This window comes from Enterobacter sp. DSM 30060, assembly GCF_013375955.1.
GTDB classification, from domain to species: domain Bacteria; phylum Pseudomonadota; class Gammaproteobacteria; order Enterobacterales; family Enterobacteriaceae; genus Enterobacter; species Enterobacter intestinihominis.
The window spans coordinates 4,200,074-4,218,683 of record NZ_CP056118.1 but is presented as its reverse complement, the minus strand read 5'-3'; the positions used below and the strand labels follow the sequence as shown (position 1 = coordinate 4,218,683).

Annotated in this window: 17 protein-coding genes; 8 read left to right on the top strand and 9 right to left on the bottom strand. The window is 55.7% G+C overall.

Annotation, left to right across the window (positions count from 1 at the left end; translation table 11 throughout):
* Nucleotides 1-74 precede the first annotated feature (74 nt).
* Complete coding sequence (patD, locus tag HWQ15_RS20130; protein ID WP_063215932.1) at nt 75-1,499, top strand: aminobutyraldehyde dehydrogenase; 1,425 nt, start codon at nt 75-77, stop codon at nt 1,497-1,499.
* Nucleotides 1,500-1,534: 35 nt separating this feature from the next.
* Here patD and HWQ15_RS20125 read toward each other — a convergent pair whose 3' ends face one another.
* The 3 genes from HWQ15_RS20125 to HWQ15_RS20115 are packed head-to-tail and all read right to left on the bottom strand — an operon-like array spanning nt 1,535 to nt 2,428.
* Nucleotides 1,535-1,717, bottom strand: coding sequence for a DUF1869 domain-containing protein (locus tag HWQ15_RS20125; protein ID WP_063215931.1), 183 nt, complete (start codon nt 1,715-1,717; stop codon nt 1,535-1,537).
* A gap of 3 nt (nt 1,718-1,720) precedes the next feature.
* A complete protein-coding gene (locus tag HWQ15_RS20120) occupies nt 1,721-2,074 on the bottom strand; it encodes a DUF1971 domain-containing protein (protein WP_022648250.1) in 354 nt (117 codons plus the stop codon).
* A 27-nt stretch (nt 2,075-2,101) separates the two neighbouring features.
* Nucleotides 2,102-2,428 carry a DUF1971 domain-containing protein gene (locus tag HWQ15_RS20115; protein WP_015570441.1) on the bottom strand — a complete coding sequence of 109 codons (327 nt, stop codon included), beginning with the start codon at nt 2,426-2,428 and terminating at the stop codon, nt 2,102-2,104.
* A 243-nt stretch (nt 2,429-2,671) separates the two neighbouring features.
* Between HWQ15_RS20115 and HWQ15_RS20110 the strand changes: the two genes are divergently transcribed.
* Together HWQ15_RS20110 and HWQ15_RS20105 are read left to right on the top strand one after the other, a co-directional pair.
* Complete coding sequence (locus HWQ15_RS20110) at nt 2,672-2,845, top strand: GhoT/OrtT family toxin (protein ID WP_003856960.1); 174 nt, start codon at nt 2,672-2,674, stop codon at nt 2,843-2,845.
* Nucleotides 2,846-2,931: 86 nt separating this feature from the next.
* Nucleotides 2,932-3,690, top strand: a complete 759-nt coding sequence (locus HWQ15_RS20105; RefSeq protein WP_063148942.1) for an alpha/beta fold hydrolase — start codon at nt 2,932-2,934, stop codon at nt 3,688-3,690.
* Nucleotides 3,691-3,723: 33 nt separating this feature from the next.
* Here HWQ15_RS20105 and HWQ15_RS20100 read toward each other — a convergent pair whose 3' ends face one another.
* Genes HWQ15_RS20100 through HWQ15_RS20090 form a run of 3 tightly spaced genes read right to left on the bottom strand, consistent with a single transcriptional unit; the run spans nt 3,724 to nt 10,212 of the window.
* Complete coding sequence (locus HWQ15_RS20100; protein WP_063148941.1) at nt 3,724-5,898, bottom strand: virulence factor SrfC family protein; 2,175 nt, start codon at nt 5,896-5,898, stop codon at nt 3,724-3,726.
* A complete protein-coding gene (locus HWQ15_RS20095; protein ID WP_063148940.1) occupies nt 5,895-8,876 on the bottom strand; it encodes a virulence factor SrfB in 2,982 nt (993 codons plus the stop codon). Before HWQ15_RS20095 ends, HWQ15_RS20100 begins: the two co-directional genes overlap by 4 nt.
* A gap of 4 nt (nt 8,877-8,880) precedes the next feature.
* Entirely contained in the window at nt 8,881-10,212 is a 1,332-nt protein-coding gene (locus tag HWQ15_RS20090; protein ID WP_063215930.1) for an SrfA family protein, read from the bottom strand.
* 282 nt (nt 10,213-10,494) lie between these two features.
* Here HWQ15_RS20090 and HWQ15_RS20085 point away from each other — a divergent pair, with 282 nt between their 5' ends.
* Both HWQ15_RS20085 and HWQ15_RS20080 read left to right on the top strand, forming a co-directional pair.
* The gene (locus HWQ15_RS20085) at nt 10,495-12,093 is read left to right on the top strand and encodes an ABC transporter substrate-binding protein (protein WP_063148938.1); all 1,599 of its coding nucleotides are present in this window, start codon (nt 10,495-10,497) and stop codon (nt 12,091-12,093) included.
* A gap of 100 nt (nt 12,094-12,193) precedes the next feature.
* On the top strand, nt 12,194-12,427 hold the full coding sequence (locus HWQ15_RS20080) for a YdcY family protein (RefSeq protein ID WP_022648243.1): 234 nt from the start codon (nt 12,194-12,196) through the stop codon (nt 12,425-12,427).
* Between the two features lie 3 nt (nt 12,428-12,430).
* On the opposite strand, the gene HWQ15_RS20075 is transcribed toward HWQ15_RS20080, so the two are convergent.
* Nucleotides 12,431-12,880 (bottom strand): DMT family transporter, encoded by a 450-nt coding sequence (locus HWQ15_RS20075; protein ID WP_022648242.1) that lies wholly within the window; start codon nt 12,878-12,880, stop codon nt 12,431-12,433.
* Nucleotides 12,877-13,395, bottom strand: a complete 519-nt coding sequence (locus HWQ15_RS20070; RefSeq protein ID WP_023306282.1) for a GNAT family N-acetyltransferase — start codon at nt 13,393-13,395, stop codon at nt 12,877-12,879. Before HWQ15_RS20070 ends, HWQ15_RS20075 begins: the two co-directional genes overlap by 4 nt.
* A gap of 147 nt (nt 13,396-13,542) precedes the next feature.
* Here HWQ15_RS20070 and HWQ15_RS20065 point away from each other — a divergent pair, with 147 nt between their 5' ends.
* The 3 genes from HWQ15_RS20065 (at nt 13,543) to HWQ15_RS20055 (ending at nt 16,144) form a co-directional block, all read left to right on the top strand.
* Nucleotides 13,543-14,118, top strand: a complete 576-nt coding sequence (locus HWQ15_RS20065; protein ID WP_017382277.1) for a helix-turn-helix domain-containing protein — start codon at nt 13,543-13,545, stop codon at nt 14,116-14,118.
* A 66-nt stretch (nt 14,119-14,184) separates the two neighbouring features.
* Nucleotides 14,185-15,219: an NADP-dependent oxidoreductase gene (locus tag HWQ15_RS20060; RefSeq protein ID WP_022648239.1), complete on the top strand. Its 1,035-nt coding sequence runs from the start codon at nt 14,185-14,187 to the stop codon at nt 15,217-15,219.
* A gap of 256 nt (nt 15,220-15,475) precedes the next feature.
* Nucleotides 15,476-16,144, top strand: a complete 669-nt coding sequence (locus HWQ15_RS20055; RefSeq protein ID WP_022648238.1) for a GntR family transcriptional regulator — start codon at nt 15,476-15,478, stop codon at nt 16,142-16,144.
* A 131-nt stretch (nt 16,145-16,275) separates the two neighbouring features.
* Here HWQ15_RS20055 and pqqU read toward each other — a convergent pair whose 3' ends face one another.
* Nucleotides 16,276-18,393 (bottom strand): TonB-dependent receptor PqqU, encoded by a 2,118-nt coding sequence (pqqU, locus tag HWQ15_RS20050; RefSeq protein WP_063147274.1) that lies wholly within the window; start codon nt 18,391-18,393, stop codon nt 16,276-16,278.
* Nucleotides 18,394-18,610 lie beyond the last annotated feature (217 nt).

The window sequence follows — 18,610 nt, the reverse complement described above, 5'->3', positions numbered from 1 at the left end:
GACGTTGTCACGCATCGACCCGCCAGAACGTGTGCTGACAGCGAAAACAATGTCGATTTCAACAGGACGATACTATGCAAAATCAACTGCTGATTAATGGTGAACTGGTGACCGGCGAGGGTGAGAAGCAGGCGGTTTACAATCCTGCCACGGGTGAAGTATTGCTGGAGATTGCTGAAGCGTCGGCAGCACAGGTGGACGCTGCCGTCCAGGCTACCGATCGCGCGTTCACTGAGTGGGGGCAAACGACGCCCAAAACGCGCGCCGAAAGTTTGTTGAAACTGGCTGATGTGATAGAAGCCAACGCTGACGCGTTCGCACAACTGGAGTCGCTAAATTGCGGGAAACCGCTGCACTGTGTCCAGGGAGATGAGATCCCGGCCGTGGTCGATGTGTTTCGCTTCTTTGCCGGGGCCGCCCGCTGCCTGAATGGGCTGGCTGCCGGAGAATACCTCGAAGGACATACCTCAATGATTCGCCGCGACCCGGTTGGCGTTGTCGCCTCTATCGCGCCCTGGAACTATCCTCTGATGATGGCGGCGTGGAAGCTGGCGCCCGCGCTGGCGGCGGGAAACTGTGTCGTCATCAAGCCGTCTGAAATCACCCCGTTGACGGCGCTGAAGCTGGCGGAACTGGCGAAAGATATCTTCCCGCCAGGCGTGCTCAACGTGCTGTTTGGTCGCGGCAAAACCGTAGGAGATCCGCTGACCGGGCACGAAAAAGTCCGTATGGTTTCTCTCACCGGCTCTATTGCTACCGGAGAACATATTATCGGGCATACCGCATCTTCAGTTAAACGTACCCATATGGAATTGGGCGGAAAAGCCCCGGTCATTGTCTTTGACGATGCAGATTTGGATGCCGTGGTTGAAGGCGTGCGTACGTTTGGTTTCTACAATGCTGGTCAGGATTGTACCGCAGCCTGTCGTATCTATGCCCAGAAGGGGATTTACCCCGCGCTGGTCGAAAAGCTGGGCGCAGCTGTTACCAGCCTGAAAATGGGCGCGCCGGACGATACATCAACGGAGCTGGGCCCGCTCAGCTCCGCAGCGCATCTTTCCCGCGTTTGCGCTGCCGTGGATGAAGCCAAAGCCCTTGGACATATCCGCGTCGTCACCGGTGGCAGTAAAAGAGAGGGGGCAGGATATTACTTCCAGCCAACGCTACTGGCCGGGGCGAAGCAGGAAGATGCGATCGTCCAGCGAGAAGTGTTTGGCCCGGTGGTCAGCGTGACAGAATTTGAGGATGAAGCGCAGGTGCTGAACTGGGCTAACGATTCGCAATACGGCCTGGCCTCGTCCGTCTGGACAAAAGACGTCGGACGCGCCCATCGCCTCAGCGCACGGTTGCAGTATGGCTGCACCTGGGTCAATACCCATTTTATGCTGGTGAACGAAATGCCGCACGGCGGGATGAAGTTATCCGGTTACGGAAAAGATATGTCGGTCTACGGACTTGAGGATTACACGGTAATCCGACATGTCATGTTTAAACACTAAACCCTCATGCCCGGCGCAGTGCCGGGCGATTCAGCTTACCAGCCACATACCTCGTGTTCATTTTCCGTATCGTAGGCGCGAACGGTATTCACCAGATCCTTCACGACATCTGCCGCGACGTCCGGAATCAACAGCTCCATTGGCGCTTCTGTTTCATAATCCACCGACACGCCGTTGCTGTTGTTGGTGAGGGTCACGGTATAGGTAGCCTTACCCATTATTTACTCCTTATGCGTGTTGACCACTTTACCGATACCCGCACCGCTGAGCGTGACGGCAGGATCCGCGAAAAAGTCGATATTAAAATACGTGTCGTCGGTCAGTAGCTCAATGCGGTGCCATTTTTGCGGTGGCGAGATGCCAAAAGAACCGGCCTCAATGATCACTTCCAGATCGGGTTCGGTGGCATCGCCATCGGCAAAGCCAAAGTAACGCACCGCACCCTGCATGACGGACAACCGACCGTACACGCCGGCTTTGGTGTTGTGATGGGTAAAAAGCGCTTTTGGGGCGCTCTCTTTATTCCAGAACGGCGTCGAGCGGGTATGAACAAAGTTTTCAGGAATACGTAACATAATAGTTTCCTTCATGTTGTCGGACGCTTAAAGGGACTTAAGCACCTCAGGTTCAACAAAGAATTCAATATTGAACAAGGTATCGTCGGTCATCACCTCAATGTGGTGCCATCTCTCTGGCGGGAAAACGCCGAAACGACCCGCTTCAATGACGAGCTCGCTGTCAGGCTCAGGTGTAAATTCATCAGCATAGCCCAGATAACGCACTGCGCCACGCATCACCGACAGGCGAGGGTAAACGCCCGGACGCGTGCCCGTATCCAGGTGACGTTTAAAAATGCCGGCTGGGGCCGTTTCTTTGTTCCAGAAAGGCGTGGAACGGGTGTGAATGCAACTCTGCGGAATGCGTAGCATGTTTCCTCCCTTAAAAGCCTGCTGTTATTAGACTGCTTTCTGAGGGGATGGATTTATCAAAAAGTGCATTTAATTTGCATGTTATCAATAATAACCGTTTTGCTTTACCCGGCGTTGTTACACAAGGTACTCAGTTGTTATTATCATTAATAATTAAGTGGTTATTGTGTAACGAAAAAACTTGATCTGTGTCAACATATGACGCATATTGCGTGCGGTTATTTTTCGGCTCAGGTAAACAGAATGACGTTGTATCAAAAGATGTTGGTTTTCTACGCAATCATGGCCTCCATCTGCGCATTAATTACCTGGTTCCTGTCTAAAGATCGTAAACGTATTCGCCTGTTGAGCGCATTCCTGGTGGGATCTACCTGGCCGATGAGCTTTCCTGTTGCCCTGTTAATCTCTCTTTTCTGAAGCACGCTTCAAGAATCGGCATCCAGACATAGCATTCCATACATTGAGGCTGTATAAATATACAGTCCGTCATACATGGAGTGCTTATGAACAGTTTCTATTCACAGCAAGCAGGCTGCAAGGTGCGCTGGCAGTATCTTCCCGGTTTCGGTGACCCGGTTGTGTTTATCCACGGGTTGGGCTGTGCATCGTCGTATGAATATCCTCGTATTGTCTGTGATACCCGTTTCGGGGGGCGCAGAGCCATTCTGATCGATCTTCCCGGTAGCGGTTACAGTGACAAACCTGACAACTACCGTTATCGCACAAGTGAACAGGCGCAGGTGGTGGTTGAACTGTTAGACCATCTCGGCCTGGATAGTCTTTGGCTCTATGGTCATAGCATGGGGGGGAGTATCGCGATCGAAACGGCAACGCTGCTAAAGTCACGCGTTAAAGGCCTGATAGTGTCTGAACCCAATTTTCATGCGGGTGGCGGGATGTTCAGCCGGGCAATTGCGGCCCAAACGGAACAACATTTTCTGGAACAGGGCTATGATGACATGCTGCGGGCGGAAACGACGGCGTGGTCTGGAAGCCTTCAAAGCAATGCCCCCTGGGCCGTCTGGCGCGGCGCAACGAGCCTGGTCAAGGGCGTTAAACCCGACTGGGAACACCTGTTTTTGTCATTGAGCTGCCCGGTCATGTTAGTTTTTGGTGAGTGGTCCCTGCCTGATGAAGATTTTAATCGCCTGCAACAAAAAGGCGTTGCTGTAAAAATTATCCCTGATGCGGGCCATTCAATGTCCTGGGAAAACCCGTCAGCGTTGGCTCAGGCTTTGTCTGGCTTCATAAACGGATCATGAAGGGGTAGCCCGCATTGCTGCGGGCTGCAATGATTAAGACAGCAAGGCAGACAAGGCTTTCCGCGCAGCAGGCTTAATGTCATACGGGCACTGATAATCCACATTCTCAATCGCGCGGGTGTAGAGCGCAACCAGCCAGTCATAAACATAGGCTGTCGCCGCATGAACAGGCTGCTCGCCAAGTCGGGTAAGACGGGGTGAAGCATTGCTCACAACTGGCGTCACAAAAATTGGCTGACCTTTGCGGATCCGGCTTGCAGGCCGTTCAGAAACGGGCGTCAGTTCATAGCCAAGCCAACTAATGAAATTGCCTGTCGCGGCATGCAGCTGCGCAGCACTGCTTTTATCTGTTTCTGCAATGCGTTGCAGTTGCAGCGGCAGATCCAGCCGGTAGCTGGTAACGATTAACACATCCGCAATCTGCTGTAATACCTCTGGGTCCAGGCCCAGACGGGCGGCGGCCGCGTCGTTGCGACTACACTGACGAAGATGGTTAACCCACACGTTATGGGCCAGTCGCGCCTTGTCTTTGGTCTGCAACGTGCCTGGATATTCCGGCGTCTCTTCCGCAAACAGATCGATAACGTCGTTAAACAGGCCGTTGACCTGTTCCTCACGGGGCTGGTGAACCGTCAGCAGCGTCTCAAACGCATTTAACGGCGGCAGAAGCCCCTCAAGCAGTTCACCATGACGAGCGGCGCTGCCTTGCAGCGTACGGACCATTTTTTCGGCCTCTGCCCGCCCTGCGCCTGGCTCCTGAGTGAGTGGGGCGACGTATGCGCGCATCAGCGTGGTCAGAGACTGTTGCAACAGCCTTTTCAGCGCGTGGAGACGCTTCTGGCGCTGTGCTGGAAGGGTAGCCTGCGACAGCCATTCAATTACCCGCTGCATACTGTGGGTATCGAGCGCCTGGAGCGTGCCCCAGCGCAGACCCGGCTGGCCCAGCAACTGTTGCACCGCTTCGTCCAGATTCTGCTTTGTGGTAAACCGCGCATCGTGAGGGGTAATGGCCCAGACCAGGCCCGGCAACGCGGACTCTTCCACCGGCTGCGTCTCTTTGACCCAGTTTTGCAGGAGTCTGGCCGTTTTTGCCGTCTGCTGGTGGTGGGCCGTCGCATTGCAGATAACCAGGACATCAGGCTGTATGTGCTGACGATAATGCTCCAGCAACCACAGGCATTTTGCCTGCGTCATCAGCGGCGTGTTTTCCTCAGAAATGGCCGGAATATCAATAATATCTACGTTATCCAGAACGCAGTTTTCAACGGGCAGCACCACTTCGCGGGTCAGGCAGGCCAGCACATCGACGGGCAGGCTAATGGCATTAAGCAACTCGCCGTTATTTACCGGATGAAGCAATGTTTCCTGCGCTTCCGGCACGGTAAAGGCCCCGTGAGTAAGGAAACCTTCACACGGCAGACCAAAACTGTCCACCAGCAGACTCAACGGCGCCGCAAGCGCGCTGGCATGGCTGGTTTGATGCAGCACCTGGGCGAGTTTAAGCCACTGCTGGGTTAACTCCTGCTGCTCACCCCACAGCAGAGACCAGATGCTGGCGCGGGTGCTGAGATCAAGCGACGGAACCAGCAGGGCAAACTGGTGCCACAGGGCATCATCAATATGCTGCTTAGCGCCGGGTACTACGGTTTGCCAGAACCGGGCAACGGTCGCGACTTCCTGCGCCGTTATTCCCGGCACGCTGTGCGGCTGACGCAGCGTACGCCACTTCTCAAGCCGGGCTTCAATCACCGATTTATCCACCGCACGGATCTGCGGATCCAACGTGGTGCGGGCGATAAACAGCTGTACCAGCTCGGCCTCCGTTACCAGGCTCAGGCGCAGGGGAAACGCGTCGTCTGCGACCTCGCTGGACGCTCTGGTGAAACGCACGGCCATGTTGGTCGGCGCATGCCCAGGGTTAATATGCGAGAAGTAATCAAACGTGCGTTGACCCGGCGTAACGTTCAGCCGTTCGTCGCCGCTGCCGCACAGGGAGGCCAGCAGATGCGCTTTCGCGGCCTGCGAGTGGCCGTATAAGCCGATGCTGCCCTGGCAGACAAGGGCACGTTCGAGGGCCTCTTCACGCGCGCGAGCAGCGTTAAGGCGGGCAAGCAGGGCGTCGGCTTCGTTATCCAGCATCGGGGCGTGCTGTCGCGTCTCGTTGATCCACCCGATTAAGGCCTGAGTGGTGGCAGTCGTCGCAGTCATTTGAGGTATACGCTCCCGCTGTCGATCCAGTAGTGGCTGCCGCTGTGTCGGCGATCGGCCAGAGTATTCAGTTTAAAGGTCAGGGCGTCCGGCGGCACTGGCGTGCCGTCCTGTAGCCAGGCATCACTCAGCTCGAAAGATTCCGGGCCCTCCTGCTTATTGCCGCCACACAGCTTCAGGCGCACGTTCAGTACGCCGTCGCCCGCAATGGCTTTCGCCAGCTCGGCAGAGTTGATGCTCAGGGTATAGAGCGGCGTCGCGGGCCAGCGGGCATTGGCCAGTTGCCGGAAGCCGAGCGTAACGTTGCCGCGCAGCGGGAAGTGCAGACGGGCGTCCAGTTTCGCGCCGGGTTTATCGAGGTCGATATCGTGATACCAGACGTTCTCGTCCCGCAGGGTATTGATGGTGTTATCCAGCACGCCCAGATAGCGCACCGTAGAGTACGCGCCAATATCTGCTGCTTTAAAGTTAAAGCGCGGCAGACGAAGATCCAGCGCCAGACTACAGAGCATCGCACCCACGGCGGCGGTGGATTTCGGGTTGCCGATCCGTCCCTGCTGGCTGAACGGATACCATTCATGAACCTGGTATTTATCCAGCCAGACGATGCGGTTGACGGGCACCGGTTGCAGGTGGCGAATCAAGGCCTGAACGCCTGGCAGACAGCCTGGCCGTCCCGTGATCAGCAGAATATCGCAGCTGTAGTGAGATATCGCCTCACATACCGCATGCAGCGGGGCGGCAAGCGTGAACTGACCCGCCAGCATCGCGTCCTGCATCTCGCGGAAACTGACGTGCAGCGGGACGCTGAACAGATCAAAGTGTTCTGAGCCGGCAGGCAACGCATGGTCGATCGCCTGCTGGAGATAGTTCATCACGTTGCGGGTCGGTTTTTGCGCAAGTAGATCGCCAAAGGTGGCATGCAGCCCGGCCAGCGGATCGTCAACATCGCTCGATTCCCACGCCGCCAGGATCGCGTGGCCGATCGGCATAAAGAGCTGAAGTGCCGTCTGCTGGCGCAGGACCGCCTGGGTATCGATCCGCCCGGAGTCGCCGAACAGGGATGCCATCAGCTGGGAAGCATCGGCTATGCCGGATTTCTGAAGCTGGGTTTGCAGTGCGGGCAAAACATAGCGCTGGATCACGTCCAGCAGTGTGTCGTCGCCAGCGACCTTGAACCCTTCGCGGAACAGCAGTTGCGGGGTGATTTTGACGTTATTACCGGTACCATCGTCTAGCTGATAGTGCGTGATGGCCATATCCGTCGTGCCGCCGCCGATATCAATCGAGGCCACGCGCAGAGCGCGCCCCGGCTGGACGCCAGGCTCAGGCGCGCGATCCGGACGGGCAAGGGAGGCGAAAAAGGCCTCGGTCTGGCCACCGAAGTGGGAAATGGCTTCGTTATACAGCCACACCAGCTGGCCGCAGCTGGCCTCGTCCCACTCCATCTGGATCTCAGGGACCGGCACCACGCTTTTTTCCTGCTGTTTACGGCTGGCAAAATCTTCATCCTGCGGATGCCAGCCCATCGCTTTCCAGACGATGGCGATGGCTTCGAACATGCGGCGGCGGAAAATCTCGCGCTCCTGTTTCGGCATCGCCGAAGGCAGGGTGAGGATCAGCGTTCGCAGCTGGCGGGGAGAGGCCGGGAAGCCAAGCCGCAAGCGGGTGGCTACGCTGTTAATCTGGCCAAGCGCCTGAGCCAGCAGCTCGCAGAGCATGTGCGTCATCAGGGTGCTGCGGCTGTACTGCGGCGAGAACACCGGCAGGCGCTCATCCTGCGGCAGCGTAAAGAGCGGTTCCCCGTCGTCGTTCATCAGGTTCATCAGCGGAAACGCGGTTGCCAGCGGTTCGCGCTGAGTTTTGCTGTTCATCTGGCTAAAGCGCCAGTCCTGCACCACCGGCGTCTCGTCCCACAGATAGCGACGCGGGCTGGAGATACCGCTGTTGCCTTCCGTGCCCAGACGCTGCATCGCCAGCTTACGCGCTTCATCACCCACGCGGACAATGGATGGCCAGACGAACGCATCCTCCCGGCCGCTTTCCACCGAGAAGTGCTGCTTGCCAAAACGCGCTTCAGAAAATTCAAGACGGCTGGTAAAAAGCGGCTCATTCAGGAACTGCGGCTCACTCAGGGAACGCACCTGGAGCTCAGCCGTCTGGCGCAGGCCGTCGTTGGCATCACCATGATCTTCAATAATCACGCCGCAGGTGTGGGTGTTGCCTACGTCAAGGATCAGATCGACAGGAATAGCAGGGGTGCTCAGGGTATGGGTGACAAACTTCACTTCCGGCACGGTGAGTTGTTCACCGAGCATGGAGAGCAGGTTGAGCCAGTGCGCCTGATATTCAAAGCTGCGCATGGCCTGATGCAGCTCGCGCTCGGCGCGTTTTTCAACACCGTCAGCATATTGTGTGAAGGCTTCACGCAGCCAGCCGTCAATCCAGGTCTGGTCGAGGAAACTCTCAACCTCACTGTCGCGCCAGGCGAGGGCGAAACGCGTGCCGTTAAGAATGTCGTTTTCAACCGGCGACAGGGCAGACGTCGCATGCTCCGCAATCTGGCTGTCGAGCGCGACGGTGACCCGGTGCGTATTGCCAGCCGCGTCGGGCGTGGACAGCTTCCGTACCTGGACGCGCGCCCAGTTATCGGGGCCATCAACAAACGTCCGCGGCGGGTTAAAGCGCAGGAAAGGGAGCGGCAGCCAGACACCGTCCAGCACGGTCAGGGAGTCATGCAGTGGAATGGTGCTTTCAGGCTTGACCACTTCCGGCTTCCCGCCATCGGTGGCAGGCAGCGTGTACCGGCCGTTGACCAGGTCAAAATCCAGGCGCAGCAGCGGGCCGTTTGCCGTTTTACGCACGAAACGCCCGTTGCTGGCGGTGTCCTGCGGAGTCAGGCCAAAATCGAGAAACTGTACGCCGCTGTTAGCAATCAGCGTCACGCTCTGTTTATAGTCGCAAAGATTAACCAGCATAGGATCAGACACCTGCTTTCTTGAACGTCAGAGGAACGACGGTGTGGGCATCGTAACGTGCGGTGCATTCCGCCACGTCGCTGGCACCTGCCTTACAGGTCACTTCCGGCATCGGATAGCGTGAACCGTCGGTGCAACGAGCGTTTCCGCGCGTTTTGATCAACAGCTCGCCGTTGCTGTGTAATCCGGAAAAGACGTCTACCCGGCAGACAATGTTGTCGCCATGCACGACCCGGGCGAAACCTTTATTGTTCTGGATCTGGTAGCGCAGAGACGGCGGTTTGCCGGTGAGCGGATCCTGCACATCGAGAAACGCGCGCCAGGTGCCGTTCAGGAAGCGCGTTAACCCCGCTTTGACCTGGTTTGCTTCCATTACCATGGCATCTTTCGGTATCGCGGTAATGACCACCGGTTCGGCTGCCGGGGCAGGCGTCTTCACCTTCGGCTCTACCACTTCTGCCTGGTGCAGCGGGAGTTTCAGCTCAAGCGGCTCAACCGTCTTCACGGGGGCCGGAGCAATGGCGACAGGTGCTGGCGCTGGTGAGGTAACTGGCGCTGCGGTCGGGGCCTGTTTTGGCCAGAGCAGCGGCGTGGCAATGGCTGCAATAATGACGGTGGCAACCGGCAGCAACCACAGGGGGGAGCGACGTTTTTTCTGCACCACCGCTGGTGCGGGCTCTGACGGCACGGTGTTCATGCGCACCGGCTCTGGCGTATACAGCTCATCTTCGGTGATACGGACGGTAGCCACAGGCGTGATAAGCGGCGCGTCGGCCTGCTCGAAGGTCACCACCGGGGCCGGTTCTGGCTCAGGTTCAGGTTCGTTAATCATCACGGGTTCAGGTTCAGGGACCAACGATTCGCGCAGGCAGTCCAGCACGTCGTCGCGCGCGTTTTCGTTAAGACTGACGAAACCCCAGAAGCAGATCACCGGTTTGCCATCCACCAGGAAAACAAAGTTTTCACCGGGAAACTGGAAAGCTTTAGAGAGCAGAGATCCAAACAGTTGCTGCGCCATTTTCGGTGACTGAAGGCATTTTTTACTCAGCGACTCCATGCTGGCGAGCGTGTTTTCCAGATAGCGCAGGGCGCGAAAACGATCGTCTTCATCCGCCGCCTTCCAGCTGGAGACGGTTCCCTCAACCGGGGAGTACCAGTCAACGCGATCGCCGCCGTCATTGACCTGAGGAATGGCCAGGCAATCGACGATAGCCTGCTGTTTGCGCAACCGAAGCGCTTCGCGGATTTGCAGCGCTGATTCAAAAACGGCCTGTCCGCCGCCGCCAACGGCCTGAAAATCATCCAGATTACCGCTGCGTAAAAGTGTTTTTGCCACGATTTGGTCCTGTAGACTTCTTCACGCCATTACTTTAGCGAATCAGGTAAGCAAGCAAACGGCGGAGGAGACGACAAAAGGGACGATTTCTTGCGGCATTGATCGTAACGGTTGTGCTTGACGAATAATGGACCTTAAGGCAAATCGGTTTCTGCGGGCTGATGCTAAAACCAGCGAAATGTACGGCTTTAGAATAACCTGATAGTGATTCGTTATTTGTCAGGCCAAAACGTCTGTGCTGTTATTACTGTTCACTATAATAAAACCGAAAGGGTAATAACCATGTTTACAGGGAAAACCGTGCTCGCCCTCGCGCTGAGCGCGCTGCTACCAGCAAGCGTCGCATGGGCGGCAAACAAAGACACCATTATCTACTGCTCTGAGGCGTCGCCGGAGTCGTTTAACCCGCAGATCGCCAGCTCTGGCCCCTCGTTTGTTGCCAGCTCGCAAACGCTCTATAACCGTCTGATTAACTTCGACCCGGTAAAAAACACGCCGGTGCCTTCTCTTGCGGAGTCGTGGACCATTTCGCCAGACGGCAAAAAATACACGTTTACCCTGCGTAAAGGGGTGAAATTCAACAGCAATAAATACTTCAAACCGACCCGTGATTTTAACGCTGATGACGTTATTTTCTCCGTTATGCGTCAGAAAGACCCTAAGCATCCCTATCACAATGTTTCCCAGGGTAATTACGAATACTTTAATGACGTGGGCCTCGACAAGCTCATTCAGGATGTGAAAAAGATCGACGATTATCACATTCAGTTCACGCTGAGCGAACCCAACGCGGCTTTCCTGGCCGACTGGGGAATGGACTTCGCCTCGATCCTCTCTGCCGAGTACGCGGACGCGATGCTGAAAAAGGGCACGCCTGAAAATGTGGACACCTGGCCAATCGGCACCGGGCCGTATGTGCTTCAGCAGTACAAGGTGGATTCGCTTATCCGCTACGTCGCCAACCCGAACTACTGGGAGGGAGAGGTGCCGACCAAACACCTGATCTTCTCCATCACGCCAAACGTTGAGACGCGTCTGGCGAAGCTGCAAACGAACGAGTGTCAGATCATTCCTGCGCCGTCGCCGGTGCAGTTTGAAGCGATCAAGAAAAACAAAGACCTGACGCTGCACTCGGTGGATGCGCTGAATGTGGGGTACCTGGCGTTCAACACGGAGAAAAAACCGTTTGATAACGTGCTGGTGCGCCAGGCTCTGAATTACGCGACGGACAAAAAGGCCATTGTGAACGCGGTCTTTATGGGGTCTGGTACGGTCGCTAAATCGCCGATCCCGCCGAACATGCTCGGCTTTAATAAAGACCTGAAGGATTACGGCTACGATCCGGAAAAAGCAAAAGCGCTGCTGAAGCAGGCGGGTCTGGAGAAAGGCGCGGAAGTGACCCTCTGGTCCATGCCGGTTCAGCGTCCGTACAACCCGAACTCCCGACGCATTGCAGAGATGATCCAGGCTGACTGGGCGAAGGTGGGCGTGAAGGCGAAAATCGTCTCTTACGAGTGGGGGGAATATCTCTCCGGCATGCGCAAAGGCGAGCATGATTCCGCGCTGTTCGGCTGGATGTCTGATAACGGCGATCCGGACAACTTCGCCGATGTGCTACTGGGTTGTAACAGCATCAAAACCGGATCTAACGCCGCGCGCTGGTGTGATAAGGGGTATGATGAGCTGGTGCAAAAGGCCAAACTGACCAGCAACCCGGACGAACGTGCGAAGCTGTATGGTCAGGCACAGGAGATTTTCTACCAGCAGGCACCGTGGATTGCGTTAGCTAACGGCAAAACGTTCTACGCGACCCGCAGCAATGTGACCGGGTACAGCGTAAGCCTGATGGGCAGCGATTTCTCAAAAGCGAAGCTGAACTGATCGTATTTTGCCGGGTGGCGGCTATGCCTTACCCGGCCTACGGGTGTCAAATGTAGGCCCGGTAAGCGTAGCGTCACCGGGCATGTGAAAAGGAGTGACAATGTCACATTTAAATGATGTTATCGCCCGCGTCGATGCCACCATCGAAGAGAGCGTAATTACTCACATGAACGAACTGCTGATCGAATTAAGCGATGATGCAGAGCTCAGCCGTGAAGATCGCTATACCCAGCAGCAGCGCCTGCGTACCGCGATTGCGCATCATGGTAAGCAGCATAAAGAAGAGGCGGAGGCGCGCCATGCCCACCTTACACAGGGTGGGACTATTCTGTAAGGGTTAAAACTGGCGCCGCGCCACCAGCCAGGCGCCGACCACCAGCATCACTGCGCCGCAGACCGGGCCAACCAGCGCGCGCAGGGGAACGCCGTTGCTCTTAAGGATGTCCATCACCAGGCCGCCAATCAGCTGGCTTGCCACCAGGACGGCAATGGTCGTTGCCGCGCCCACATTCTGATAGCCGCTAATACTGGCAAAGACAAAAAAAGACCCCAGCAGGCCGGGGATCAACGTCCACCAGCGCACCGTTGACGCCAGTTCGTTAAACCCCGCCAGGCCATTTTTCACCAGCAAAATGCTGACAAACAGCACAATCCCCACCAGCGAGTTCAGCAGCATGGCGATAAGAATGGTGGAGGAAGATTGCGTAATACGCACCATCAGGGTGTTTTGCACCACCAGCCCAATCCCGGCGGCTACCAGAAACGCTAACGTCAACGATTGATTCATGGCAGAGCATCCGGATCGCTGCGCTCATCAAGCTGGAGCTGCATAAAGGTTAAGTCCAGCCAGCGACCGAATTTGGTTCCCACCTGCGGCATATTGCCGGTGGTAATAAAGCCCAGGGTTTCATGCAGATGAATTGACGCCTGGTTCTGCGCCTCAATACCGGCAACCATCACGTGTTTACCGATCTGGCGGGCTTCCTTGATTAACTCCGTCATCAGCAGCCGGCCAATGCCTTTGCCCTGATGTTCGGGATGAACGTACACCGAGTGCTCCACCGTGTGGCGAAATCCGTCGAACGCTCTCCAGTCGCCAAATGAGGCGTATCCCGTCACCACTCCGTCTTCTTCACTGACCAGAACTGGATAACCCGACAGAGTACGCGCCTCAAACCATGCGATACGGTTATCGGTGTCGACAGTTTTATCATTCCAGATGGCGGCGGTGTGCAGCACCGCATGGTTATAAATTTCACCGATAGCGGCACAATCTTCTTTGCAGGCATGACGAACAATCATGGGTAACCTCTGGCTGTGTTGTTCACTATAGTAGTACGATTTACTCACAATATTACACAGTTCTTATATTGCATCGCTACGACAAAATCCCTTTTTTTTGTCACAAAACTGCCCCGAAAAACCATCCGTACACTATAGTATGACGTCATGAATACAATGACAGACAATATGAATCAACGCATTAGCGCCCGCATACGCCTTGAACGCGAGTCGCGGGGCTGGTCATTAAGCGAACTGGCCGAACGGGCAGGTATCTCACGCGCCATGATCCACAAGATTGAACGGGGAGACAGTAGCCCAACGGCGACGCTGCTTGCGCGGTTATCCGGTGCCTTCGGTATTAGCATGTCTACGCTTATTGCGCGCGCGGAAATGCAGGAGGGCAAACTGTTACGTCTGGCGAATCAGCCCGTCTGGCGCGATCCGCAAACCCACTATTTGCGTCGCCATGTGTCGCCGCGCAGCGATATGCCTATCGACCTCGTCCAGGTGGAGCTACCCGCAGGTAGCGATGTGCCGATGCCCGCCTCCTCTTATGCGCTGGCACGACAGCTGATTTGGTTGCAGGCAGGTGAACTGGTCTTTCTGGAGGGGGATACTCGCCATGAAATGAAGGCCGGAGATTGTCTGGAACTCGGGCCCCCGAACGACTGCCGGTTTATCAACGAAACGGATGAATCATGCCTTTATCTGGTCGTGCGGCTTAATCAGTCCGGCTCATAATGCACAGGCGATCCGCAGGATAACGTGCCAGACTTGAATGACATTTTCAGCAGTAAGGAGCGATGAATGAGTCAATCTACTACGCAAAACCGACGCTGGGTACTGGCTTCCCGTCCACACGGCGCGCCGGTTGCCGATAATTTCCGCCTGGAAGAGCAGCCGATCCCCGCGCCCGCAGAGGGGCAGGTGTTATTACGCACCGTATGGCTCTCGCTTGATCCGTACATGCGAGGCCGTATGAGCGATGCGCCATCCTATTCACCTCCGGTCGAGATTGGCGCGGTGATGGTGGGCGGCACGGTAAGCCGCGTCGAGACCTCCCGTCATCCGGATTATAAAGAGGGTGAATGGGTTCTGGGTTACAGCGGCTGGCAGGAGTATGAACTATCTGACGGGCAGGGGCTGGTGAAGCTGGGTGAAAACCCGTCGCATCCTTCATGGGCACTCGGCGTGCTAGGGATGCCGGGCTTCACCGCGTATATGGGGCTGCTCGATATCGGCCAGCCTCAGGCAGGGGAAACCCTTGTCGTGGCGGCGGCCACGGGGCCGGTCGGCGCAACGGTGGGGCAGATCGGTAAAATCAAAGGATGCCGGGTCATCGGCGTGGCTGGCGGGGAGGAGAAATGCCGTCATGCTGTCGACGTGCTCGGTTTCGATGCCTGTCTGGATCACCATGCGGATGATTTTGACGAACAACTGGCTAAAGCCTGCCCGCAGGGCATTGATGTGTATTACGAAAACGTCGGCGGTAAAGTCTTTGACGCCGTGCTGCCGCTCTTGAATACCTCCGCGCGCGTGCCGGTTTGCGGACTGGTCAGCGGCTACAATGCGACCAACCTGCCGGAGGGTCCGGACCGCTTACCGCTACTGATGGGGACCATCCTGAAAAAACGCATCCGTATGCAGGGTTTTATTATCGCGCAGGACTATGGTCATCGTATTGACGAGTTCCAGCAGGAAATGGGCCGCTGGGTGCAGGAAGGCAAAATTCACTATCGCGAGCAGGTTACGGAAGGGCTGGACGCGGCGCCGGACGCCCTGATTGGCCTGCTTGAGGGGAAAAACTTCGGCAAGGTTGTGATCCGCGTGGCGGCCGACTAAACAGAGCATCGGTTATGGCGGGCAGTGTCCGCCATAATTATTTGTGAAGATACGATATATTGTCTTTAATTAATCCATAAGCTTTGCGCGCCTCGGCCCAGCTGAGCCAGAAGTGAAAAATGCAATATTATTTGAACGATTTTAATATTACGCGCGCCCCTCATACCAGGCATGACGATACAGGATATATCTAACCGGCGATGTTTTTTTAAACAGACGCTGAAAATGGCATTTTGTTTGGCTACGGGAATTAAACATGCTTGATTTGGAACATATGGAAAAAGCACAAAGAATCAGTCTGACTTTGCAAGTAGAGAACAGTTTAAAGGGAGCATTAATTACGGGCTCATTAAAACCTGGGGCTCGACTCGTTACAAAAGAGATTGCGGATAAATTGGGCACCAGTATCACACCGGTGCGCGAAGCCCTGCTGCGCCTGGTGTCGGCGGGGGCATTACAGGCCACGCCAGCGCAGGCGTTTTTGGTGCCAGAAGTGACGCTGGAACGCTATAACGAAATTAACGCCATCAGAAAGCAGCTTGAACCGATGGCCGTTGCGGCGGCGTGCCAGAATATGACCGAGACCAAACTGGATGCGTTACGCGCGCTGTCAGATAACTTCAGTGCCGCCATGCATCAGGGCGATGTACAGAAAGCGATCCATGCCAACCGCGTTTTCCGGTTCACGCTCTATCAGTATGCCGAGATGCCGACCCTTCACTCGCTGATTGAGCAGCTCTGGGTACGGATTGGTCCGTGCATTCACTATCTGCATGAAGAGTTAAGCGAGGTTCCCGCAGCGACCTATCATTATGACGATCTGCTTTCTGCGCTTGAGCAAAGGGATGTGACGGCCAGCCGGGAAGCGATCGACAAAGCCATTGATGAAGCCAATATTCTTCTGCAACGGCAATACTACAGTTAAGGATCCCTCTGGCGCACTTATTTGTTTATTTGTATCAAACGTCCTTGATTATATTCCCGGCGCATCAGGCAACCGGGAATGATGTTATTTTGCTTATTTTTTACCGGCAACGTGCGCTGCCGGAGAATGGTTTACTCAAAACGATAAGAGACCGACAGGCCCACGCCATAGTTACGACCAGGGGCAGGTTCGTAATAGCGGTTGTAGCCAGCGTTAACAATCTCTGAACCGGCGTACTCTTTATCGAACAGGTTATCGACGCGACCAAAGACGTCCATTCCCCATTTGCCGTAGTTGAGTTTATACCCGGTATTCAGGCCCACAACGGTATAAGAGGGCGCTTTAGCGGTGTTGGTATCGTTGGCCATGACATCGCTCATGTAGCGGGCATCTGCCCCTGCGTACCAGCCTTCCTCAGGCTCCCAGCCAAACGACGCATATCCCATGTTACGGGCGATCCCCGGCATCCGGTTGCCGCTACAGTCTGCATTGCTACAGACGTTGGTGCGGTAGGTGGCATCAAGATAGGTCCACGCCATCTTCAGCTTCCAGTTCTCGGCAAACTGCTGGTCGAGCGCAATTTCCACACCCTGACGGCGCGTTTTTCCCGCGTTTTTATAAGTCGTGCGACCATCCTTGCTTTCGTCCACCACGATCTCGTTGTCGGTATCCGTGCGGAACAGCGCCGCCGTCAGGATGCCATTGCCGATGCGGGTTTTGCTGCCAATCTCATAGGTGTTGTTGGTGGACGGTTGCAGGTTCATATTGAGGCCACCTTTGCCATCAGAACGGTAGGAAAGTTCGTTGATGGTCGGCGTCTCAAATCCCCGTCCTGCCGCAGCATACAGGTTCCATGCGTCGGTCACGGCGTATTTCACCGCACCTGCCGGGAGCCATTTGTGGTAGCTGGCGTCGCCGCTGTCATCACCGTTTTGCGGGGTAATGTAACGATCGTTGGAGTCAAACCAGACGGAGCTATAACGTACGCCCGCCTCTAAGGACAGTTTTTGCGTTAGCTGCCACTGGGTTTGCAGGTAGGGATCCAGGTTCCACATCAGATTGCGTTCGTCACGGCGTTTATTACCCTTCACGCCATAATCCGGCACGCCGTTGTCCATCACGAAGTTCTCATACCCGCGACGATTTTCACTCATATTTTCGTAGTTCAGCCCGGTGGTGAATGTCACCGGAACCAGCAGCTCACCGCGGTGGGTCCAGCGCGTATCAATACCCTGATAGTGACGCTGCATATCAATCACACCGCCCGAATGCGCAGGATTCTCGCGCTGAGTGGACGCCGGAATGGACTGGTACTGAGTCATTTCACGCTCACCGGCATACATCATCACGCTGAGGTCGTCCTGTTCGCTCAGCTGACGGTCGTAGCGGATCCCGGCCTGGGTCTGCTTAATGGTCTTACGCGTGTTGTACTGATCGCCACGTGGTGACTGGCGCGGGTTGTTCTGCCACTCCTGATAGCTCAGTCCGCCCGGATCGTTGGCTTTCATGTCCACGCTGTTAAAAATCAGTGTCAGCTTGCTGACATCATTAATGCGCACGCCCAGTTTCGCGTTGGCGAGGTTTTTGCGCGCGCCGCTGTGGTCGCGATAGCCATGGGTGGTGAAACGGGTAGTGGATACGGCGTAATCCACATCGCCCGCCTGAGTACCATCACCCACCGCCCCGGTGGCCTTCATGCCGTAACGCCAGGTGCCGTAGCTGCCGTAATAGCTGCTGGCTTCAATGGTGGCTGGCTGTTGTCCGGTCTGGGTGTTGATGTTGATTACGCCGCCGGAGGCATTACCGTACAGGGCAGAGAAGGGGCCGCGCAGCACGTCGACGCTCTCTATGCTGTTGAGGTCAATGTTTGATGTCTGCCCCTGGCCATCGGGCATGGTTGCCGGAATGCCGTCCACGTACATACGGATCCCGCGTACGCCGAAGGTTGAGCGCGCGCCGAATCCGCGAACGGAAAGTTGCAGATCCTGAGCATAGTTCTGGCGGTTCTGGATTTGCAGGCCAGGTACGCTCCCAAGGGATTCAGAAAGGTTGATGCGCGGTGTGGCATGTCGCATATCCTCGCCGCTCACCACGCTGACTGCGGCCGGGGTGTCCAGTTCTGAGACGGTTTGCGGCGTGGCGCTGACGATCAGGGTCTGTTCATCCGCGGCCATCGCACTCAGCGGGCCAAAAATGACGGGAACGAACAACAGGGGTAGTGATGCCTTATGGGCAGTAATAATTTTCATGGAGTAAGCCGGTTAAGAAAAAATTCGAACCAAATCAACTGGAACCTGTGTATATATGTTAAATCCTTTGTAAATGTTATGAAAACTATAACCGCACATTTCGTGAATGTAAGGTTTTGCAGGAAAGAAAGACTCCACATTCAACTCATTAATGATTACTATTCTCATTAAAATAACGGCAAAGCGATGACTTTGCCCGCCGGAAGCGATGTCAGCG